Annotated in this window: 20 protein-coding genes; 15 read left to right on the top strand and 5 right to left on the bottom strand. The window is 72.8% G+C overall.

The window, feature by feature from the left end:
• Nucleotides 1-6: 6 nt before the first annotated feature.
• From HZS54_RS13680 to HZS54_RS13630, 11 genes are all read left to right on the top strand, one after another.
• Nucleotides 7-747: a DUF7310 family coiled-coil domain-containing protein gene (locus HZS54_RS13680; RefSeq protein WP_179917676.1), complete on the top strand. Its 741-nt coding sequence runs from the start codon at nt 7-9 to the stop codon at nt 745-747.
• A gap of 3 nt (nt 748-750) precedes the next feature.
• Nucleotides 751-1,233, top strand: a complete 483-nt coding sequence (locus tag HZS54_RS13675) for a DUF7311 family protein (RefSeq protein ID WP_179917675.1) — start codon at nt 751-753, stop codon at nt 1,231-1,233.
• Between the two features lie 533 nt (nt 1,234-1,766).
• Nucleotides 1,767-3,719, top strand: a complete 1,953-nt coding sequence (locus HZS54_RS13670; RefSeq protein WP_179917674.1) for an ATPase, T2SS/T4P/T4SS family — start codon at nt 1,767-1,769, stop codon at nt 3,717-3,719.
• On the top strand, nt 3,719-5,494 hold the full coding sequence (locus tag HZS54_RS13665) for a type II secretion system protein (protein ID WP_179917673.1): 1,776 nt from the start codon (nt 3,719-3,721) through the stop codon (nt 5,492-5,494). Before HZS54_RS13670 ends, HZS54_RS13665 begins: the two co-directional genes overlap by 1 nt.
• 34 nt (nt 5,495-5,528) lie before the next feature.
• Entirely contained in the window at nt 5,529-6,005 is a 477-nt protein-coding gene (locus HZS54_RS13660) for a DUF7283 family protein (RefSeq protein ID WP_179917672.1), read from the top strand.
• Nucleotides 5,983-6,375 (top strand): DUF7285 family protein, encoded by a 393-nt coding sequence (locus tag HZS54_RS13655; protein ID WP_179917671.1) that lies wholly within the window; start codon nt 5,983-5,985, stop codon nt 6,373-6,375. The genes HZS54_RS13660 and HZS54_RS13655 overlap by 23 nt, the downstream gene beginning before the upstream one ends.
• Nucleotides 6,366-7,253, top strand: a complete 888-nt coding sequence (locus HZS54_RS13650) for a DUF7284 family protein (protein WP_179917670.1) — start codon at nt 6,366-6,368, stop codon at nt 7,251-7,253. Before HZS54_RS13655 ends, HZS54_RS13650 begins: the two co-directional genes overlap by 10 nt.
• Complete coding sequence (locus HZS54_RS13645) at nt 7,250-10,411, top strand: DUF7286 family protein (RefSeq protein WP_179917669.1); 3,162 nt, start codon at nt 7,250-7,252, stop codon at nt 10,409-10,411. The genes HZS54_RS13650 and HZS54_RS13645 overlap by 4 nt, the downstream gene beginning before the upstream one ends.
• A 108-nt stretch (nt 10,412-10,519) precedes the next feature.
• A complete protein-coding gene (locus tag HZS54_RS13640) occupies nt 10,520-10,942 on the top strand; it encodes a DUF5791 family protein (RefSeq protein WP_179917668.1) in 423 nt (140 codons plus the stop codon).
• Nucleotides 10,942-11,847: an SDR family oxidoreductase gene (locus HZS54_RS13635; RefSeq protein WP_179917667.1), complete on the top strand. Its 906-nt coding sequence runs from the start codon at nt 10,942-10,944 to the stop codon at nt 11,845-11,847. The genes HZS54_RS13640 and HZS54_RS13635 overlap by 1 nt, the downstream gene beginning before the upstream one ends.
• 150 nt (nt 11,848-11,997) lie before the next feature.
• The gene (locus HZS54_RS13630) at nt 11,998-13,188 is read left to right on the top strand and encodes a DHH family phosphoesterase (RefSeq protein WP_179917666.1); all 1,191 of its coding nucleotides are present in this window, start codon (nt 11,998-12,000) and stop codon (nt 13,186-13,188) included.
• Nucleotides 13,189-13,616: 428 nt separating this feature from the next.
• Here HZS54_RS13630 and HZS54_RS13625 read toward each other — a convergent pair whose 3' ends face one another.
• A complete protein-coding gene (locus HZS54_RS13625; protein WP_179917665.1) occupies nt 13,617-14,717 on the bottom strand; it encodes a glycosyltransferase family protein in 1,101 nt (366 codons plus the stop codon).
• Between the two features lie 257 nt (nt 14,718-14,974).
• Here HZS54_RS13625 and HZS54_RS13620 point away from each other — a divergent pair, with 257 nt between their 5' ends.
• The gene (locus tag HZS54_RS13620) at nt 14,975-15,145 is read left to right on the top strand and encodes an HVO_0758 family zinc finger protein (protein WP_179911452.1); all 171 of its coding nucleotides are present in this window, start codon (nt 14,975-14,977) and stop codon (nt 15,143-15,145) included.
• A 60-nt stretch (nt 15,146-15,205) separates the two neighbouring features.
• On the opposite strand, the gene HZS54_RS13615 is transcribed toward HZS54_RS13620, so the two are convergent.
• From HZS54_RS13615 to HZS54_RS13605, 3 genes are all read right to left on the bottom strand, one after another.
• Nucleotides 15,206-16,297, bottom strand: a complete 1,092-nt coding sequence (locus HZS54_RS13615) for an aldo/keto reductase (protein ID WP_179917664.1) — start codon at nt 16,295-16,297, stop codon at nt 15,206-15,208.
• A 33-nt stretch (nt 16,298-16,330) separates the two neighbouring features.
• Complete coding sequence (locus tag HZS54_RS13610; protein WP_218927072.1) at nt 16,331-16,648, bottom strand: hypothetical protein; 318 nt, start codon at nt 16,646-16,648, stop codon at nt 16,331-16,333.
• A gap of 123 nt (nt 16,649-16,771) precedes the next feature.
• Nucleotides 16,772-17,053 carry a PadR family transcriptional regulator gene (locus HZS54_RS13605; protein ID WP_179917663.1) on the bottom strand — a complete coding sequence of 94 codons (282 nt, stop codon included), beginning with the start codon at nt 17,051-17,053 and terminating at the stop codon, nt 16,772-16,774.
• A 95-nt stretch (nt 17,054-17,148) separates the two neighbouring features.
• On the opposite strand from HZS54_RS13605, the gene HZS54_RS13600 reads away from it, so the two are divergent.
• The 3 genes from HZS54_RS13600 to HZS54_RS13590 all read left to right on the top strand — a co-directional run bounded on the left by HZS54_RS13600 (nt 17,149) and on the right by HZS54_RS13590 (nt 19,081).
• On the top strand, nt 17,149-17,424 hold the full coding sequence (locus HZS54_RS13600) for a DUF7111 family protein (protein WP_179917662.1): 276 nt from the start codon (nt 17,149-17,151) through the stop codon (nt 17,422-17,424).
• Between the two features lie 107 nt (nt 17,425-17,531).
• Nucleotides 17,532-18,698 (top strand): thiolase domain-containing protein, encoded by a 1,167-nt coding sequence (locus HZS54_RS13595; protein ID WP_179917661.1) that lies wholly within the window; start codon nt 17,532-17,534, stop codon nt 18,696-18,698.
• Complete coding sequence (locus HZS54_RS13590) at nt 18,695-19,081, top strand: Zn-ribbon domain-containing OB-fold protein (protein ID WP_179917660.1); 387 nt, start codon at nt 18,695-18,697, stop codon at nt 19,079-19,081. The genes HZS54_RS13595 and HZS54_RS13590 overlap by 4 nt, the downstream gene beginning before the upstream one ends.
• Before the next feature lie 42 nt (nt 19,082-19,123).
• On the opposite strand, the gene HZS54_RS13585 is transcribed toward HZS54_RS13590, so the two are convergent.
• The gene (locus tag HZS54_RS13585; RefSeq protein ID WP_179917659.1) at nt 19,124-20,059 is read right to left on the bottom strand and encodes an alpha/beta fold hydrolase; all 936 of its coding nucleotides are present in this window, start codon (nt 20,057-20,059) and stop codon (nt 19,124-19,126) included.
• Nucleotides 20,060-20,063 lie beyond the last annotated feature (4 nt).

Here is a 20,063-nt window from a genome sequence, read left to right as displayed (position 1 = left end):
CAGTCCATGTCCGAGCGAGACCTCGACGCGCGACTCGACGCCGTCGAACGAGCCCTGACCGACGGCGACACCGACCTGCGAGAGCTGCGCGACCGCAGCGGCGTCGTCGACGACCTCCAGACCCTCGAAGAACGCCTCGACACCGTCGAGTCGCGCCTGGACGAACTCGAAGCCGGTCTCGAAGCCGTTCGCGGCTACGCGGGCAACGTCCGCGCCGTCAACCGCGAGGTCGAACGCCGCGCCAGCGCCGCGCTCGCCAAGGCCGAGACCGTCGAAGCCGCCGTCGAGAGCGATGGGACGGGCCGCGACCGATCCGAGAAGCGGCCTCGCGACCCACCTCAGGGCCCCACCGACCGCACCGGCCCCGTCGACTCCGCAGACCGCACCGGCCCCGTCGATTCGCCGAGCGACTCGTCCGCGGGGCGGACGCCCGAGCGTCCATCGGCGAGAGCGACCGGGACGGCGAGAACGACCGAGACGGCGAGAGCGAACGGGACGGCGAGCGCGGACCGCGATCCGGCCGGCCCGAACGACTCCGACCGTCGCGACGGCGGCCGGGGGCATCGCCGCGGACGGTCGAACGGGCCCGACGCCGGCGGCGACGGCCGGACGACCCACCAGCGCGACCGCTCGACTCGCGGCGACGGCGACCGGTCCCGGAGGGACGGGTCCGGGAAGTCGCCCTCGGAGTCGAACTCCGACAGCGGGACCGAACAGTTCATCGAGCGCGTCCGCGACGCGCTGTAGGCCGTGGTGAGGGTCGCTTTCACCGTCGCGTTGCTGGTCGCGGTAGCCGGGATCGCGGTTCCGGCGGCCGAGTACGCGGGCGTCCAGCGGAGCGACACCGCCATCCGTGACGCGGTCGATCGCCTCGTCTCGGAAGCCCGGGCGCTCGCGGCCGGCAACGGCGCGCTCCCGCCCGACGCCGGCCCCGCGCGGCGCGCGGTCACTCTCGATCTCCCGACCGAGGGGTTCGCCAGCGCCGAGGTCGAGCGGTTCACCGTCACTCGACCGGCTCAATCGGAAGGCTCGGAGACGGGTCTCCGTGAACGCGAGCGCGAGGGGCCGGCCGCGACCAGGTTCACCTGGCGAGTCGCCGGCGGGACGGAACACGCGGTCGTCGCCGATGGGATTCGGATCCGGACAACCGAGCGGCTACGGGTCGACGGCGAGATGCGACTCGTCCTCGAACTCGTCGCCGTCGACGGCCGGGCAGTGGTCCGGGTCCGATAGCGTTCAGTTCGGTGTGTGAGTGTATCGGTCGTTTCTGTTGGATGAGTTGGAACGGAAGCCGAACGACCGCGACCGCACTCGACAGCAAGCGCTGAAAGCCCTCGCCGCGCTCGCTAGCTGGTGACTCGACCGCACTCATCGGTGAGCGCTGAAAGCCCTCGGCGCGCTCGCGGTCGCTGAGGCGGGATATCCGCGCTCTCGGCACCGCCCGCGCGGATAGTGCCCGCTCAGACGACTGAACTGCACGCGAGCGCGCCTCGCCCTTTCAGTCCGCCAGGACCGCAACCACACCGCCCCGCATCGCGACAGCAACCGCAGACGGCCACGAGCCTCCCCAGCCGATTCGCTCCGTCACTCCGTTCCCCCCGCTCATCCCTCGCGCGACTGTTTCGAGCGGCCCGCCACGAGGCGGGCACGCTCGACAGCACGCGCCGACCGCACAGCACCGCGACTGCAAACTCTACCACCGATATCGAACACGACCACACCTCCGGCGCGAAGGTTGAAATACGGGCGCCCGGCCACCGGCGGCCATGGACGCACTGCTGTCACGACTCCGCGGGAGCGACGACGAGGGCGGCTGCGAGTGCAGCCCGACTTTCGAGGGGGACCGGCTGGTCGTCGACGCCGACGACTGCCCCGGCGGCGGCCGCCTGGCGTCGTCGGCCGACTGTCGCGAGACGGTCGTCGGGGCGCTCACCGACCGCGACGCCGACGCCGTCGAAACCCGCGCCGACGGGACCGTCCGGGCCTACGAGGACGACGCCGCGGCGCTGCTGACGGCGGCCGGGCGGTTCGCCGACGCCGCCGCGTTCCACGACGAGCGCCTCGCCGACCGGGCGCGCCGCGACCCGCTCGCGGCTGCGCGGGAAGCGACCGGCCGGGCCGGCCCCGTCGAACGGATCGCGGCCGAGACGGGACTGGCCGAGGGCGCGGCGGGCGCGGAGGGGTACGACGACGCGCTCCGGCCGTTCGTGGGGCCGACGGTCAGCCGCTCCAGAGTGGCCGCGCGGCCGCCGAGCGACGCCCACCTGCGCGACCGTCGAGAACTCGACGGCGGCGGTCTCGTTCGGATCTACGAGCGGCCCGCCGACGCGCTGGCGACCTACCACCTCGAACCCGTCGAGGCGCGCTTCGACGAGGCGACGACGGCGACGCTCTCGGCCGCCTACGACCGACTGGCCGGCGGCGAGGTCGGCGGCGCCGCGGTCGCGGGCGCCGAGCGAGCGCCGGGCCGGGCCGTCCGGACGGTCGCCGACGAGGACGACCCGGTCGAGGACATCGCGGCCGTCCTCCGCAAGCACGCGCGGGGGTACGGTGTCGTCGCGGATCTGTTCGCCGACCCGCGCGTCTCCGACGTGTTCGCGACGGCACCGGTCGCGGCGAGGCCGCTGCGGGTCCGGGTCGACGGCGAGGCGATGCGGACGAACGTCCGGCTCACCGACGACGGGGCTGCGGCGCTGGCCTCGCGCTTTCGACGCGAGAGCGGGCGGGCGTTCTCCGGTGCCGACCCGACGCTCGACGCCGCCGTCGCGACCGGCGACCGGCGTGTGCGCGTGGCCGCCGTGACCGACCCCGTCAGCGACGGGGTCGCCTTCGCCTTCCGCGCGGGCGACCGGGAGGCCTGGACGCTCCCGGCGCTGGTCGCGAACGGGACGATGTCCGCCGACGCCGCGGCCCTGCTCTCCGTGGCGGTCGAGCGGGGCGCGGCGGGCCTCGTCGCCGGCCCGCGCGGCGCCGGGAAGACGACCTGCCTGAGCGCGCTGCTGTGGGAGGTGCCCGCCGAGACGCGCGCGGTCGTCATCGAGGACACGCCCGAACTCCCCGTCGACGCGCTCCAGTCGGGCGGCCGCGACGTGCAGGCGCTCCGCAGCTCGCTCGACGACGCCGGAACCGATCCCACCGAAGCGCTCCGCACCGCGCTCAGGCTCGGCAGCGGCGCGCTCGTGGTCGGCGAGATCCGCGGCGAGGAGGCCGCCACGCTGTACGAGGCGATGCGCGTCGGCGCCAACGACGGCGCCGTCCTCGGGACGATCCACGGCGACGGCGGCGCGGCCGTCCGCGAGCGCGTCGTCGCCGACCTGGGCGTCCCGGAGAGCTCCTTCGCGGCGACCGACCTGCTAGTCACACTCGAAGCCGCCGAGAGCGAGAACGGCACCCAGCGCCGCGTCCGCGCGATAGAGGAGGTCGAACGGACCGGCGACGGCCGTGCCGGCGCGGGCGACGAACCGGGCCCCGGTGGCGATGGCGGCTCGGTCGAGTTCGTCTCGCTCTACGAGCGCGACGGCGACGGGCTGGCGTCGACCGACCGGGTCGAGCGGGGGAACAGCCGGCTGGTCGCCGCGCTGGCGCGACCCGGGGAAAGCTACGCCGACCTCAGAGCGGAACTGTCCGCCCGGTCGGAGTGGCTCGACGGTCTCGCCGCCACCGGACGGACCGACCCCGAGACGGTCGAACGAGCGCGCGTCGACCGGGAGCGGGCGTAATGGCCGACGCCCGAGACACGAGCGGCGGGCGACCGACGACACCGGCGAGTCGGCCGTCCGCGGCCCGCGAGGGCGACGACCGATTCGCCGCGGTCGTTGAGGCGCTCGCGACCGCCGCACCGTGGGACCCCGGGGACGACCCCGAGCTCGCGCGCGCCATCGGCTTCCTCGGCTGGGACCTCGACGCGGAGACGGTCCTCCGGGCGGGGGACGGCGCCGGTATCGTGGCCGCCGCCGCGGTCGCCGTACCGCTGACCCTGTTCCTGGGAGCGCCGTCGGTCGCCGTCGCCGCGGGACTGCTGGTCGGCCTCGTCGTCGCGGCCGCGGCGCGGTACGTCCCTCGCGGGCTGGCGACCGCCCGTCGGACCCGAGCGCTCGGGACGGCACCGGAGCTCGTCTCCAGTGCCGTCCTGCGGATGCGACTGGCTCCGACGACCGAGACGGCCGCGGCCTTCGCCGCCGAGACGTGCGACGGGCGGCTGGCGCGGAGCCTCTCCGCGCACGTACGAGGGGCGCGCGGGACCGGCCGCTCCGGGCTGTCGTCGTTCGCCGACGAGTGGGCCGAGTGGTTCCCCGCGCTCCGGCGCGCGCTCACGCTCGTCGAGTCGGCTGGTACGGCCGAATCCGACGAGCGCCAGCGAGCGCTCGACGGCGCGCTCGACGTGACGCTGGAGGGGACCCGCGAATCGATGGCCGAGTTCGCCGCCGGGGTCCAGGGACCGGCGACGGCGCTGTACGCGTTCGGCGTGTTGCTCCCGCTGGCGCTCGTCGCGTTGCTCCCGACCGCCGGCACCGTCGGCCTGGAGGTCCCGCTGGCGGCCGTCGTCGTCGGCTACGACCTGCTGTTGCCCGCGGCGCTGCTGGTCGCCAGCGGGTGGCTACTCGCGCGCCGGCCCGTCGCGTTCCCGCCCGCGCCCGTTTCGCGGTCCCACCCCGACGTGCCCGACAGCCGGTGGCCCGCTCTCGTCGCGGGGGCGGCGACGGCAGCGGGCGCCTGGTTCGTCGTCACTACCATCGCGGCGCTGTGGACGGCGCTCGTGGCGGCGCCCGCCGCCGGGGTCGGCGTCGCGCTGGTCGTCGCGTACCGACCGATGACGGCCGTGCGCGACCGGGTCGCCGCCGTCGAATCGGGACTCCCCGACGCCCTGTATCTCGTCGGTCGCGAGGTCGACCGGGGTCGTTCGGTCGAGGCGGCGCTGGACGACGCGGTCGAGCTACTCGATTCGGCGACGGGCGAGGTGTTCGCCGACGCCGTCCGCCAGCAGCGACAGGTCCGCGCGGGCGTCCGCGAGTCGTTCCTCGGCGAGCACGGCGCGCTCGCGACGGTGCCGAGCGAGCGCGCGCGGAGCACGGCGGAGTTGCTCGCCGTCGCCGCCTCTGAGGGGCGGCCGGCCGGGCCGGCCGTCGTCGCGATGGCCGACCACCTCGACGACCTGCAGGGCGTCGAGCGGACGATCCGACGGGACCTGGAACGGGTCACGTCGACGCTCGCGAACACGGCGGCGGTGTTCGGTCCGCTCGTCGGCGGCGCGACGATCACCCTCGCCGAACAGATGAGTGCCGACGGCCCGCTGACCGCGGCCGTCTCGCCCGCCGCGCTCGGCCTCGCCGTCGGCGCGTACGTGATGGCGCTCGCCGTCGTCCTGACGACGCTCGCGACCGGGCTGGAACGCGGCCTCGACCGCTCGCTGGTCGGCTACCGCGTCGGCCGCGCGCTCTGTCTCGCGGCGGCCGTCTTCGTCGCCGGCCTCGTCGGGACGGGGTGGCTGGTGTGAACGTTTAAATCGAAACGGGCGACCAGCCCGACCCATGTTCGACACCGCCGTGGAATCGACGTACGTCTGGCTCGGGCTCGCGGTCGTGAGCGCCGGGATCCTGGGCTTCGCGCTGCGGGTTCCGACGGCGCCGCCGCCCGACGCGAAACCCGTCGCCCACACGATCGACAGCGTCGCCGCCAGCCCCCACGAGGCGACGGCTCGACACCCGGTCGACGCCCGGCGGATCCGGATCGGCGCTCACCGGGTCGGCCTTCGCGGTCCCGGCGGCGACGCCCACGCGTCGCTCGGGTACGGCCCCGTGGTCCGAGTCGCAGGTGGCGACGGCGACCGACTCCGGCGCGTCCTCCGCGGTGTCCCGCCCGAGCGCGTCTTCCCCAGCGAGTCGACGTTCGCGCGAGTGCTCGACCGGTCGCGGACGCGGGAGCCGTCGTGGCGGCCCGCGCCGGAGACGCTGCTCGTCAGACGAGTGAGCTGGGGGGACACGAATGCGACGCTCGTCGGGGCGTGAGGCCCAGACCGAGCCGCTGGCGGCGGTCGTCGCGGTGGTCGTCGTCGCGTTCGCGCTGGCGCTCTACGCCGGCGCCTTCGAGGCGAACCTCCCGGGACCGGTCGACCGCAACCACGCCGAGGCGGCCGCCGACCGGGTCGAACGCGCGTTGACCGTCGGCGGCGTCGCCCGGCCCGACCGACTCGCTGCCGCGCTCGACCGCGGCCCCGACGGCTACCAGGTCAACGCCACGCTCGCCGTCGGGGACCGGACCGAGCGGGCCGGCCCGACCGCACCGGGGACGGCGGACACCGCGTCCCGGCGCGTGAGCGTCAGCACGGGTCCGGGCGAAGTCGCGCCCGCTCGGCTGGAGGTGCGCGTATGGACCTGAGAGCGTCGAGCACGGCGCTGGACACCGTCCTCTTCGTCCTGCTGATCGGCGTCGCCGTCGGGACGCTCGCGGGCGTCGGCGACCGACGGGCGCCGGACGGGAACCGCGTCGCCGAGGAGACGGCGGACCTGCTGGCGACGACCACGACCGAAGTGACCTACACGCGTTCGGCGCGGGTCCCGTCGTCGGCGCTGCTGGACGGCGACGAGACCGTCTCGGTCATCATCGACCGGACGGCGAGCGCCACGCACGCGGAGTTGCTCGCGGCGGCCGCGGTGGCCGATCCGTCGCTCAGCGGGGCCTCCCTCACCGGGACCGGCGGGGGCCTGCGGGCGGGAAGCCGGAACGCGACCCGGCGCGTCCTGCACACGCGGGAAGCGAACGCCCAGGTCGCGGTGACCTGGCGTCCCTACCCGGACGCGACGCTGCGGTCGTCGTTCACCGCGGGCGATGCGCCGCCCCGCGACGCCGACGTGTCGGTCGCGACCGTCGCCGCCGCGAGCGGAGTGGCGAACGTCTCGGCCGCGGCGGAACGGGCGGCGCGGACGACCGGCTTCGACGGCGTCGCGACGGTGCTCGCCGACGCCGTCGTCGCGGGCCTGTTCCAGCCGAACGAGACGCGCGACGCGCTCTACAGCGAGGGGCCGGACCGGGCGCTGGTCGCCCACCGCTACCGGCGGGCCTCCTCAGTGCTGGGCGCCGACGCGACGGAGTTCCTGACGCCCGACGGCGTCGAGCGAGCGAACCGGCGACTGTCCGGTGCGCTCGCGGAACGGCTGTCGAGGGATCTGGAGCGACGGTACGATTCGCCGGCGGAAGCCGCGCAGGCGGTGCGAGCCCATCGAGTCCGGATCGTCGTCAGGACGTGGTCGCGGTGACCCGGGACGGTTTCGAGGTCGGAACGCGCGGTCGCGTCCCGTTCGCGCTCGTCGGCGTCCTGCTGGTGCTGTCGAGCGCGCTGTTCGCCAGCGCGGTCGACCGCCCGCAGCCGACGCCCGAGCCGGCGGTCGACCTGGCCGTCGAGCGGACGACCGCCGACGCCCGCGCGGCGGTCCGGACGGCCGTCGCCGAGGCGGGCGTCGCCGCGGCCAGCGACCCCGTCCTGACACCGGCGAACAACCGATGGGGTGCGCTGCTCGACCCGGAGACGGAGTTCGAGGACGCGCTGAAGGTCCGGATCTACCGCGCCGCCCGTGAGCGACTGCAGACGGTCGCCCGAACCCACCGCGGGGTCCGTGCGAACGCGTCGCTGGCCCCGACGCCGACGCCGGAGGCGCTCCGGGCGGCGATGGAGCGAGTGAGCGTCGAGCGGGCCGGTCCCGACGGGACGAAGCTCCGGGCCGAGATATCGAACGTCACCGTCGAGGCGACCCGGAACGGTCGCGCGGTCGGCACCGAACGCCGTTCGTTCTCGGTCGTCGTTCCGACGCCGGTGCTGGCCGTCCACGAGCGCGTCGAGACCTACCAGAAGCGGCTCAAGCGCGGGGTCTCGAAACCCGGGCTGGGCCAGCGGCTGACCGTCCGGCTGTACGCGGTGGCCTGGGCTCGCGGCTACGCCCAGTACGGCGGCGCGCCCATCGAGAACGTGGTCGCGAATCGCCACGTCGAACTGATGACGAACGGGGCAGTACTCGACGAGCAGCGGTCGGTGTTCGGCGCGAGCGACCCGGACGGACGCGACGCGCTCGGGACCGCGATCGCCCGCGTCGGGCTGCAGGAGGTGGTCGCGACCCACGGCCCGAGCAAGGATTCCACGAACAAGCTCCTCCAGCAGGGGATTCAGACGGCCGGGGGCCCCTCGGAGAGTGCGGGCGTCCCGGGACTCGCCTCGGGCGGGACCGACACGCCGGCACCGAACGAGACGGTGAACGTCTCCGTCGGGCTCTCGGCGGACAGGGCCTATCGGGAGTTCGTCCGTGACGGCCGGGTCAACGGGACGATCGACTCGGTGTACGGCGCCGATATCCGGACGTTGGCGGCGACCGATCGGGTCGCCGGCGGGACGCCCGACCGGCCGGGTCCGCCGTCGGGCGACGACTGGCAGTTCCGCGTCGAGTCGACGGACACCGACGTGGTCGGCGTGTCGAACGCGACGGGCGGCCCGACCGTCTCGGACCCGTCGGGGTACCACCGGCTGGAGACGTACGTCCGAACGGTGCGGCTGCGCCACGAGCGGAGGGCGGTGTGGCACCACAACGGCTCGTTCAACTCGACGACGCGGACGAGCACCGAGACGAGACGGGTTCGCGTCGCCGTCGTCGGACGCCACGCGCCGACGCCGCACGCCCCGGACCGTCCCATCCCGTCCGTCCACGAGCGGGGCGGCCGGTTCGGCGGCCCGAACCTCGCCGACGTGCCGCCGAAGGTCCGCGATGCGGTCGAACTCGCGGGCGGACCGGACTCGCTCGCCGGGCGCGCGGCGCGCGGTACGCTCTCGACGGCGCCGACGCGGATCGACGGCGAGTGGCCCGGTGAGCTGTCGCGGTGGGTCTACCGGGACCTGATCGAGCTACGCCGGACGGTCCGCGAGGCGTCCGTCTCGGTCGCGCGCGGCCGGATGGGGACACACGAAGCGAGGCCGGCCGCGGAGCTGGCCGCGCAGCTACGCGAGCGGCGGGGCGAACTCGTCGACGCGCCGGCCACCTACGATAGCGTCGCCGCGAAGGCCCGGGCGGCCGTCCGCGGGCGCTATCTCTCGTCCGTGATCGATCGAGTGGAGCGGCGGGCGGACCAGCGGTCGAAACGCGAGAGCGCCTTCGAGAGCGCGATCGGGACGGTCGGCGGGCCGTCGCTGTCGCGGCTGCGGTCGAGTTACGACGCCCGACGGGCCGACGAGCGCGACGCCGGCCCGGGCGGCGGGTCCGGAGCGGACGGAGCCGGTGCAGGTGCCGGAGCGGGTGGCGACGGCCCGAATCTGGAGTACTCGGTCGACGGCGCGCCGCCGTACCTGACGCTGGCGAAGGTCACGTCGGACCAGGTGACGGCCGTCGACAACGACACGCATCCGCTGACCGCCCGGAACGTGAACTACTTCAGTATCCCCTTCGCCGACGCGACGGACGTGGCGCTGAGCGCGCTCCTCCCCGGCGGGACGAGCCGGGAGCGCCGGCTCTCGACGGCCGCCCGGGCGCTCCGGGCGGCCAACCGGACGCTCGACTACCGGTCCAACGCCACCGTCAGGGAACGCCGCGATCGCCTGCAGGCGGAACTGAACGACACGGTCACGGAGGTCGAAGAGGTGCTTGCGGCGGAGCTGGAGTCGGCGGGCGTCGGTAATCTCTCGACCGACCACGACGCCATCGTCGAGTCGGGCCTCGACCGGTGGCCAGCGCTCGACGCCCGGGCGCTCGCGATGTCGAACGGGTCGGTCGTCGACCCGATCGTTGCCGCCGCGGCGCGGCGGACCGAGGAAGAGTGGTCGACGCGACAGCGCGACTGGGTCAGGCTACAGGTACGGACCGGCCTCTACGATGCGCTGGAGTCGAAGCGAGGGAAGGTGTCGGGGACAGCGGTGACGACCGCCGCGGCCGGGGTGAAGGACGCGGTCGGACAGGCGGTCAAATCGAAGGTCTCGGAGACGGTGGCCAAGCGGTTCAACGAGTCGGTCACCGAGATCCCGGCCGGGCTGCCCGTGGCGCCGCCTATCGCGAGCTGGTGGGTAACGACGAACGTCTGGTCGGTGACGGTCCGGGGCCAGTACGCGCGCTTCGCCGTCGAGGTGCCGCGGCGGACGCCCGCCATCGGTGACGCGTCACTGCAGTACGTCCGCGACGGCGGGAACGCGACGCTGGATCTGGACGGCGACGGCGCCTCGGAGGTGCTCGGTCGCTCCTCGAAGGTGACGTTCACGACCCGGACGGCGGTGACGGTGGTCGTCCCGCCGGGCGGGACCGGCGTCGGCGACATCGACGGCAACTCCATAGAGCAGTCGAAGGGGTGGCCGATCCCCGGGCCGGATCCCCGGGCGCGTCCATGGACCGGCGAGACGTATCCGCTGTCGATCAACGGAACCGAGACCGGTGGCGGGAACGGATGAGCGCGGTCCGGACTGTCAATCGGAGTCGGTCCGGACTGTCAATCGGAGTCGAGTCGGGGAGCCGGTCGAGAGTGACACTGACTTGTAGGCCGACCGCGAAGGACGGGTATGCTCAGAGGCGAGTTCGAGTCGGCGGGCGAGCGGTCGCCCGAGGAGTTACGGACGGCGTACGGGGAGGTACTGGCAGCGACGGTCGAGTCGGTGGGGACCGACGCGGTCGTCTCGCGGTCGGGCGTCGACCGCGAGGTCGTCGAGGCGATCGCCGCCGGCGACCGACCGGAACTGACGCTGGAGGCCGCGTCGGCGATCCTGGCGGCCGATCCCGACCGACCGGACGGCGAGACGATCAAACTGGAGGCGCTGGACATCCTGCTGATGGGGATGACCACCGCGGTCGTCGACGTCGACGCCGTCGCCGCGGCGCTGGACGACGAGATGGATCCCAAGGAGATCCAGCAGAAGGTGGAGGGACGGTACCCGATCACGCTCGCCGAGTACGCGGCGATCCACCAGTTCCTCGAAGGCCGATAATGCGCGTCGCTATCCTCGGTTGCGGCTACGTCGGGACCGAACTGGGTCGACAGCTGACCGCGGCGGGCCACGACGCGGTGGGCGTCCGCCGCTCCGAGTCGGGCGTCGAGGCGATCGAGTCGGCCGGTTTCGCGGGCGTGCGGGCGGACGTGACCGACGGCGACGCGCTGGCGGCGGTGCCCGATGCCGACGCCGTGGTCTTCGCGGCCAGCAGCGGCGGTCGCGGTGCGGAAGCGGCCCGCGAGGTGTACGTCGAGGGACTGCAGACCGCCGTCGACCACTTCTGTGGCCGCGAATCGGCCCCCGACCGCGTCGTGTATACGTCGAGCACGGGCGTATACGGCGACCACGACGGCGACTGGGTCGACGAGGAGACGCCGATCGACCCGACCACGGCGAAGACGGAGGTGCTCGCCGAGGCCGAGCGGATCGCCGTCGAGCGGCCCGCGGAGTACGGGGTCGACGGCACGGTCGCCAGGTACGCCGGGCTGTACGGTCCGGATCGGTACCGGCTGGCCCGCTACGTCGAGGGGCCGGTGACGGAGGGGTACCTGAACATGGTCCACCGCGACGACGCCGCGGGCGCGGTGCGCTACCTGCTCGAATCGGGCCTGGCTCGCGGCGAGGCGGTCAACGTCGTCGACGACGAGCCGGTCGCCAAGTGGGAGTTCGCCGACTGGCTGGCCGAGGAGTGCGGCGAGCCCGAACCGGAGAAGCGGACGATCGAGGAGCGTCTCGCCGCCGAGGACCCCTCCGAGACCGTCGAGCGGCGACTGCGGACGAGCAAGCGCGTCTCGAACGGCAAACTGCGCGGGCTGGACTACGAGTTCGCGTTCCCGACCTACCGGGAGGGGTACCGCGCGGCGGTCGACGCGTATCTCGCGGACGACGGCGGGACGGCCTGACCCCGGGCGAAGCTATTCGATGTCAGAGATGTCGGCGAGTCGCCCGATCGGTATCGGGGATATCATCGGGTCTAATCCGTCATATTCGACGATCCGGGTGGGAGATGGACAGTGAGAAACTACTTGACCCTCCAAGGCGACAGCCCGGGTATGCCACACGCAGCCGCGGGTGGCGTCGGGGCGGTCGCGCCCCAGGACGCCGCCGCGGCGGTCGCCGAACAGGACCCGCTGGTTCTGGCGGCCGCCGTCGTCGGCTTGCTCGCCGTGCTCGTCGCGCTCTGGTGGGGGATCCGGCGCCTACGACGGACGCCCGGCGCGGAGTTCGTCGGTCACCTCGCCGGCCGCGACGAGATTTCGGTCCTGATGCACCCCAACCCCGACCCCGACGCCATGGCCTCGGCGCTCGCCGTCGGCGAGTTCGCCGAGGCGACCGGCGTCGACGCCCACCTCCAGTACCCCGGCCAGATCCGCCACCAGGAGAACCGCGCCTTCGAGACCGTCCTCGACCTGGAGTTCGACCGCGTCGAGAACGCGAGCGACCTGCTGGCCGACGACGTGGTCCTCGTCGACCACAACGAACCCCGCGGGTTCGCCGGCGCCGACTCCGTCGACCCGGTCGCCGTCGTCGACCACCACCCAGGCGAAGGCACCGGCTCGGCGTTCACCGACGTGCGCCCCGACCACGGCTCCTGTGCCAGCATCTTCGCCGAGTACCTCGAACAGCAGGGCTGGGAGCCCGTCGGACCCGACGAGGAAGGTGACCTCGGGGAGGACGACGACCGGGTCCTCCCCTCCGACACCGCCACCGGCCTGCTCTACGGCATCCAGTCCGACACCAAGCAGCTGACCAAGGGCTGTTCGGCCGCCGAGTTCGAAGCCAGCGCCTACCTCTACGAGGGCATCGACGAGGACCGTCTCGACCGCATCGCCAACCCCCAGGTCGACGCCGAGGTGCTGGAGGTCAAGGCCCGCGCTATCAACCAACGGCACGTCCGTAACGCCTTCGCCGTCGCCGACGTGGGGGAAGTCTCCAACGCCGACGCCATCCCCCAGGCCGCCGACGAGCTGAGCCAGCTGGAGGGCGTGACCGCCGTCGTCGTCATGGGCCAGAAGGGCGACACATTGCATCTCTCCGGGCGCTCGCGCGACGACCGGGTCCACATGGGCAAGACCCTCCGCGCCGTCGTCGACGAGATCCCCATGGCCAACGCCGGCGGCCACGCCCGCATGGGCGGCGGCCAGCTCTCCGTCGAGCACATGGAAGGGCTGGGCCCCGGCGACGGACTCGACCGCGAGGAGTTCGTCGAGCGGCTGTTCGACGCCATGGCCGGGGAAATCTAGGCGTTTTCGTGGTTGCGTTCGTTTCAGACGGCGAGTTCGTCGATAGTAACCCCGAGTGCTTCGCCTCGCTAGCTGGAGAAACGACCGCACCCGACAGCAAGCGATGAAAGCCCTCGACCCGCTCGCGGTCGCTGAGTCGAATATCCGCGCTCTCCGCACCGCCCGCGCGGATAGTGCCCGCTCAGGCGACTGAACTGCACGCGAGCGCGCCTCGCCCTTTCAGTCCACCAGGACCGCAACCGCGACCGCAACAGCAACCGCAGACGGCCTCACACCTCCCCAGCCTCTTGCGCTTCTCGCAGGCTGCGATGCTCATCCCTCGCGCGACTGTTTCGAGCGGCCCGCCACGAGGCGGGCACGCTCGACAGCGCACGCCGAGGTCGTTAGTCCCGGATCGTACCGATTTCGATGTGACCAGAGGCAGACACTCAGCGGTCGGTCGCGTCGTCGAGCGCGTGGCGGGAGGCCTCGCAGACGGCGTCGGGGTCGAGGTCGGTCTCGACCCAGGCGGGCAGCCGGTCGGCCGTCTCGGGCGGACGGACCGACTCGGCGTAGGCGTCGACCTGCCGGCGTTCGTCGGCGGGGTCGTAGTCGAGGCCGTTGAACGCGGCGTCGGCGGCGTACTGGTCGACCAGACGGCGAGCCGTCGTCCGGTAGCGGTCGCGGAGGTCGTCGTAGTCGACGGACACGCCGCCGTCGTCGAGCGCCGAAAAGAGGGCGGCGGCGACCTCGTCGGCCATGTCCGAGAGGCCGCCGCGGCCGCTGACGGCGCGGTGGTCGTGTTCGTGGATGCCCAGGTCGACCTGTGCGGTGCCCTCGAATCCCGCCGTTCGGAACGCGTCGCCGAGCGTGGCGACCTCCAGCCCCCACCCGCGGGGCGGTCGGAGCCGGCGGATCGAGTCGCTCGTGGCGGCGAACTCGCCGGCCAGCGCGTAGCGGAACGCGCCCAGATAGTCGACGAGCGGGTCGTCGTGCGCGTCGGCGAGGGCGGCGACGACGGGCTCGTAGAACAGGCGACAGAGGCGGCCGTAGAGGCGGCCGTTCTCGACGCGGGCGTAGTAGCCCTTGACGAACTCGTAGTCGCGGGCGAGCGGGAAGAGGAGGCGGGGGACGTGTTCGGGACCGTAGGTGGTCGCGTCGGCGTCGTGAACGGCGACGAGGTCGCTGCGGGCGGCGGCGACGCCGAGCGCGAGCCACACGTCGCGGCCCTTGCCCGCCTCGCCGTTGAGGCCGTGTTCGCCCAGCAGGTCGCGGACGGCGGGCGCGTTGCACCACAGGACGTCGGCGTCGACATCGAGCGAGGCGACCCACTCGCGGACCGCGTCGACCTTCCCCTCGTCGGCGCGGAGGGCGACGAGGACGGACTCGGGGTCGACGCCGCCGAGCGTCGAGAGGACGCGCTCGGCGGCGAGGCTGGCGTGGTCGCGGTCGGTCAGCGGCACCACGACCGTCGCGCGGTCGACCGGCGCCTCGGGCGCCGCGCCGTCGAAGTCGTGCAGCGTCGCCACCCGCTCCTGGACGTACTCCATCGACGCCGGCTAGCGACTCGACACCCATATAGCCCGCTATTCCGCCGAGTACGGACCGACCGCCGCGTGGGCGGCCGGTACGACCGGGCGTGCCGCGGGGGCCGGCCCCGTCGGTACCGGGCTCGGCCGCACCCTTCGAGCGTCGCGAACTCGGCGGATTGCGCCGCCTCGCGACGGGATTTCGACGGACCGCGCGGGGGTCGGGTGTGTGGGATCTATGCATGGGGTTTTTCAGAGTCGGTGTCGTACCCCCGGCCATGAAATCGGTCCGGAAGGGGCTGCGGTCGGGCGAGATCGAGAAAGACGTCTACGAGCGCCTCGCCTGCAGCGAGTGCGGCGAGGAGCTCGGGACCGAGAACGACCCCGACGAGATCGGCACCGTCCGGGTCTGCCCGGAGTGCGACAGCAAGTGGAAGAAGGTGGGGTGACCGCCGCGCCGGCCCCGCCGTAGCGCAACCGACCGCCCGACAGTCGCCCTTCTGCGGTACTCACTCGAAGACCGCGTCGAACGAATCGGCCCCGAGCGGCGGGTACGTTCCCGCCGCGACGTTCTCGGCGACGTGGTCGGGCGACCCCATCCCGACCAGCGAACACGTCACGCCGGGCGCGCTCCGGGCGAAGTTGATCGCCTGCTGGGCGCTCGTCTCGCCCTCGACCCGCTCGGCCACGTCCTCGGGCAGCCCCGCCCGCGCCAGCCTCCCCTGGGCCAGCGACGCGCTCGTGAAGACGTTCAGCCCCGCGTCGTGGGCGAACCACAGCGTCGACTGGGCGCCCTCCGACCCCTCCTGGGCCTCGACGGTGAAGGCGTCGGCCATCACGACGTTGAACGGCAGCTGGACCGCCCGGAAGTGCGTCGCCGCGTTCTCCGCGCGTTTGGCCGCAGCCCGGGCTCGGGAGACGATCTCGGCCAGCGAGAGGTAGCTGTCGTCGTCCGCCGGCACGCGCAGGGCGTCCCACGTCGCCACGCCGTACTGGCGGATGTCGCCCGCCGCGGCCCGTTCTTCGAGTCGCGTGAAGGTGTCCTCCAGCTGGTCGTACACCTCGTCGGGCGAGCGGTCGGCCAGCTGGGTCTCGGGGTTGTGGACGTAGTAGAGGTCGACGGTATCGAGGTCGAGGTTCTCCAGCGAGCGGTCGAGCTGGTCGTCGACGAACTCGGGCACGATGCAGTGTTGCCCCGCCACGAGGTCGTCGGCGTCGACGATCCCGGTGTCGACGTACTCCTCCTGTATCCACCGGCCCGGGTTCTCCGGCCGCTCGCCGTCGAAGGGGACGAACCCGCCCTTCGTGACGACGAGGACGGCCTCCCGGTCGGTGTCGGCCGCGTCGAGGGCCTCGCCGACGACGCGCTCGCTGCGCTGGTTGCGGTAGTTGATCGCCGTGTCGACGACGTTGATCCCGCTCTCGAGCGCTTCGACGATGGCCTCGCGGTAGGCGTCGTCGGCCGCGTCGGTCGCGTCCCCGAGGTAGGTGCCGACGCCGACGCTGGAGACGACGCCCTCGCCGAACCGCCGGAAGTAGGTGCGGGCGAACTCGTCGCCGAACTCCTCGCGGTAGGCCCACGTGGCGTCCCTGGTGACCATACCGGCGGTTCGGTCCCGGCGGGGAAAAGCGTGCTATCTCGACGGCGGCGCGGACGATTCCCGTCCCTTCCACGCGGCGAAGAGTCCACGGACGATCAGTCCGACGAACCCGATCAACAGCAGGAGGCCGCCGACCAACCCGATCGGATGTGGGAACGAGACGAGGGTGCCCTGTTCGAGTCCGATCAGCAGTTGGAGACCGAACCAGGAGGCGAACGCCGGGACGAAGTATCGCCGACTGCGGTTCGTGTCGGTTACTTTCGGAGCGAGCAGGAGAACGCAGATCCCGAACAACGGGATCAGGATGTCGACGACGTTCCCTTCTCCGCCGAACCACTCGATCACAGTCACGAACTGTCCGGTACAGGCACTTACGTTCTCCCGTTCGCTGCTCGACCGGGGAGGCCTGCGCGGTCGACACTGGACACTCCCCGGCGGTGACGGACCGGGACGACGAGGCGACGACCGGGCGCCCTACTCCCCGTCGAGGTGCTCGGCCATCCACGCGAACTGCTCGTCGACCATCCGCCGGCCGGCGTCGGTCAGGGCGTATTCGTCGTGGATGCCCGCCTCGCGGAGTTCGAGGTGGCCGTTGTCGACGAGGGTGTCGAGCGCGCCGTAGAAGGATTTGGGCTCGATCCGCTGGTCGTACTGGGATTCCAGCCGCGACTTGAGCGCCTGCCCGTGGAGCGGTCCCTCCCCGGCGAGGATGATACAGAGGTCCCGGCGGCGCCCGCTCTGGAGCCACTTGGTCATGGACGGTCCGTGGCGCCGCCGCCGTTCGGCTCTTTCGGTACGTACGCGGTCCGGAAATCGAAGCCTACGACTACCACCGGCCCACAGATCCGCCAATGACCGACGCGACCGCGACGAGCGAGGGGATCACGGCCCGCTACGAGGAGACCGAGACCGAGCGCCTGCTGACCTTCGAGCGCGACGGGGCGACCGCGGCCATCGCCCAGAACACCGAGGGGTACGCCATGCTGAAGGTCCGGCCGACCGCCGACGGCGACGAACTGGAGCGGTACTACGGCTTCGACATGGCGCTGGACCACGCCGCCGAGCTGCTCGGCGTCGCCCCGCACGACCTGCCGGTGCCCGACGCGGCCGACGACATGGGGATGTAGCCGAACGCGAGATCCGGACGCGTTCCGGCGATTCGATCGACTGATCGCGCGATCGGTTCACGGATTAACGCGCGACTTTTACCGGCTGGAGTCCCTACGAGTAGTCGATGAGCCACCCACGCGTCACCGGCGTCGGGTTGACCGACTTCGGGGAGCACTCCGAGCGGACGGGCCGGGACCTGTTCGCGGAGGCCGGACTGGCCGCCCTCGACGACTCGGGGGTCGACCCCGACGACGTCGAGGCGCTGTTCTACGGCAACTTCATGGGCGAACTCGCGGAGCACCAGGGCCACCAGGCCCCGCTGATGGCCGAGGCCGTCGGCCTCGACGTACCCGCGACACGCTACGAGGCCGCCTGCGCCTCCAGTGGCGCGGCCGTCCGCGAAGCCGTCAGGCACCTGCGGTCGGGCGAGGCGGACGTGATCCTCGTCGGCGGCGCCGAACGCATGACGAACATCGGCACCGCGGGCGCGACCGACGCCCTCTCGATCGCCGCCGACGACCTCTACGAGATCCGCGCCGGGATGACCTTCCCGGGCGCCTACGCGCTGATGGCCCGGGCGTACTTCCGGGAGTTCGGCGGCTCCCGCGAGGACCTGGCCGCCGTCGCCGTGAAGAACCACGACCACGCGCTCCCGAACGAGCACGCGCAGCTCCGCAAGGAGATCACCGTCGAGGACGCCCTGGGGGCGCCGATGGTCGCCGACCCGCTGGGCCTCTACGACGCCTGTCCGATCACCGACGGCGCCAGTGCCGCCGTCCTGACCAGCGCCGAGTACGCCGAGGAACACGGCCTCGACGCCCCCGTCGCCGTCACCGGGACCGGCCAGGGCGGCGACAACCTCGCGCTGCACGACCGCGAGAACCTCGCGCGCTCGCCCGCCGCCGAGAAGGCCGCCGACGAGGCCTACGCGGACGCCGGCATCGACTCCGACGAGGTCGACGTCGCCGAGGTCCACGACTGTTTCACTATCGCCGAGGTGCTCGCGATCGAGTCGCTGGGCCTCTACGAGCAGGGTGACGGGATCGTCGCCGCCCGCGACGGGAAGACACACGCCACCGGCGAGACGCCGGTCAACCTCTCGGGCGGGCTGAAGGCCAAGGGCCACCCCGTCGGCGCGACCGGCGTCGCGCAGGTCGTCTCGCTGACGAAGGTGTTGACCGGTGAGTCCGCGTGGTCCGACGACGTGGGCGACGCCAGCGTGGGCGTCGCGCACAACGCGGGCGGCACCGTCGCGAGCGCCACCGTCCACGTTCTGGAGGTCCAGTCATGAGCGAGAAGGCCAGAGACGGCGCCTTCGACGACTGGCTCGACGCCGTCGAGGACGGGGAGAGCTACTACGTCGAGTGTGCGAACGGCCACGGCTGGCTCCCGCCGCGGCGGGTCTGTCCCGACTGCGGCAGCCGCGAGCTGGCCGAGACGCCGCTGCCCGATTCCGGCGAGGTGGCGACGTTCACGGAGGTCTCGGTCGCGACGCCGCAGTTCAGCGCCGACACCCCCTACGTCACCGCCATCGTCGACTACGGCCCCGTCCGCGTGACCGGCCTGCTCCGCGGCGTCGACCCCGACGAGGTCGACGTGGGGATGCCCGTCGGTATCGACGTGGGAGAACGGGAGACGACGGGCGACCGCGCGGTCGTCTTCCGACCGCGGTGAGACGCGGAGCGGTGACGGTCCGTTCCCGTCTCCGTCCCCCGGTCAGACCCCGGATTCGACGGTCTCGCCCCGCACCACGTCGAGGAACTCGGCGGGGTGTTCGACGTGGGGCAGCAGTTCGGAGTCGCCGATCGAGACCAGTTCCACGTCGGCGGCCTCGGCGAGTTCGCGGCCGGCCGACAGCGGCGGCATGTCCGTCTCCCTGCCCCAGACGAGCGTGACCGGGACGCCCAGGTCGCCCAGCACCTCGGCCAGGTCGATGTCGGGGTCGAGGTGGCCGCTGACGAACGACGCGGGCGCGAACCGCGCGCCCGGCTGGTGGGCAGTCTCCCACTCGTAGCGGACCGTCTCGGCGTTGAGGTTCGAGGTGTCGTGATAGCCGTGGTCGTCGTGGAAGTACCGGATCGAGCGCTCGCTCACGATCCCGTTGTGGATCGCCTGCCCGACGACCGGCGCGCGGATCAGCGACCGGAGCCAGACGCGCCGGCCCGGAATCGTGTCTGCGGTCGGACAGATCAGGACGAGCCGCGACACCGCCACGTCGCGGGCGGCGTCGGCGGCGTAGGCGCCGGTCAGCGACGAGGCGACGACGACGGCGTCGTCGCTGGTGTCGGTCAGGAAGTCGCGGACGAACGTGGTGTACAGCGACGCCGAGTAGGTCAGCGGCGGGCGGTCGGACCGGCCGAACCCGGGTAGATCGGGCGCGATGACGTGGTAGTCCTCGGCGAGGGTCTCGAACACCATGCGCCACTCGTTGCTGGTCGCCGCGGCGTTGATGCCGTGCAACAGGACCAGGTCCTGGTCGTCGGGGTCGCCGGCCTCGGTGTAGGCCACGTCGAACCCGCGCCAGCGGTAGGTGCCGGCGTCGCCCGCGAGCGGCGGGCCGAGCTCGCCGGCCCGCCGGCCGAGCACCCGGTTGGTCGCGGCTGCCGCGCCGACTGCGCCGAGCGTCGCTCCGACGACTGTCCGCAGTTTCATACCC

The organism is Halosimplex pelagicum (genome assembly GCF_013415905.1).
GTDB lineage: Archaea > Halobacteriota > Halobacteria > Halobacteriales > Haloarculaceae > Halosimplex > Halosimplex pelagicum.
Note: the sequence above shows the minus strand (reverse complement) of the source record. Positions and strands in the feature narration are given on the sequence as shown.

Bases quoted from the DNA above. Each gene is read 5' to 3' on its own strand.
- HZS54_RS13670 (WP_179917674.1), top strand. From the start codon at position 1,767: ATGGACGCACTGCTGTCACGACTCCGCGGGAGCGACGACGAGGGCGGC.
- HZS54_RS13585 (WP_179917659.1), bottom strand. From the start codon at position 20,059: ATGAAACTGCGGACAGTCGTCGGAGCGACGCTCGGCGCAGTCGGCGCG.
- HZS54_RS13630 (WP_179917666.1), top strand. From the start codon at position 11,998: ATGCCACACGCAGCCGCGGGTGGCGTCGGGGCGGTCGCGCCCCAGGAC.
- HZS54_RS13620 (WP_179911452.1), top strand. From the start codon at position 14,975: ATGAAATCGGTCCGGAAGGGGCTGCGGTCGGGCGAGATCGAGAAAGAC.
- HZS54_RS13600 (WP_179917662.1), top strand. From the start codon at position 17,149: ATGACCGACGCGACCGCGACGAGCGAGGGGATCACGGCCCGCTACGAG.
- HZS54_RS13655 (WP_179917671.1), top strand. From the start codon at position 5,983: ATGCGACGCTCGTCGGGGCGTGAGGCCCAGACCGAGCCGCTGGCGGCG.
- HZS54_RS13595 (WP_179917661.1), top strand. From the start codon at position 17,532: ATGAGCCACCCACGCGTCACCGGCGTCGGGTTGACCGACTTCGGGGAG.
- HZS54_RS13590 (WP_179917660.1), top strand. From the start codon at position 18,695: ATGAGCGAGAAGGCCAGAGACGGCGCCTTCGACGACTGGCTCGACGCC.
- HZS54_RS13665 (WP_179917673.1), top strand. From the start codon at position 3,719: ATGGCCGACGCCCGAGACACGAGCGGCGGGCGACCGACGACACCGGCG.
- HZS54_RS13635 (WP_179917667.1), top strand. From the start codon at position 10,942: ATGCGCGTCGCTATCCTCGGTTGCGGCTACGTCGGGACCGAACTGGGT.
- HZS54_RS13660 (WP_179917672.1), top strand. From the start codon at position 5,529: ATGTTCGACACCGCCGTGGAATCGACGTACGTCTGGCTCGGGCTCGCG.
- HZS54_RS13615 (WP_179917664.1), bottom strand. From the start codon at position 16,297: ATGGTCACCAGGGACGCCACGTGGGCCTACCGCGAGGAGTTCGGCGAC.
- HZS54_RS13680 (WP_179917676.1), top strand. From the start codon at position 7: ATGTCCGAGCGAGACCTCGACGCGCGACTCGACGCCGTCGAACGAGCC.
- HZS54_RS13650 (WP_179917670.1), top strand. From the start codon at position 6,366: ATGGACCTGAGAGCGTCGAGCACGGCGCTGGACACCGTCCTCTTCGTC.
- HZS54_RS13625 (WP_179917665.1), bottom strand. From the start codon at position 14,717: ATGGAGTACGTCCAGGAGCGGGTGGCGACGCTGCACGACTTCGACGGC.
- HZS54_RS13640 (WP_179917668.1), top strand. From the start codon at position 10,520: ATGCTCAGAGGCGAGTTCGAGTCGGCGGGCGAGCGGTCGCCCGAGGAG.
- HZS54_RS13605 (WP_179917663.1), bottom strand. From the start codon at position 17,053: ATGACCAAGTGGCTCCAGAGCGGGCGCCGCCGGGACCTCTGTATCATC.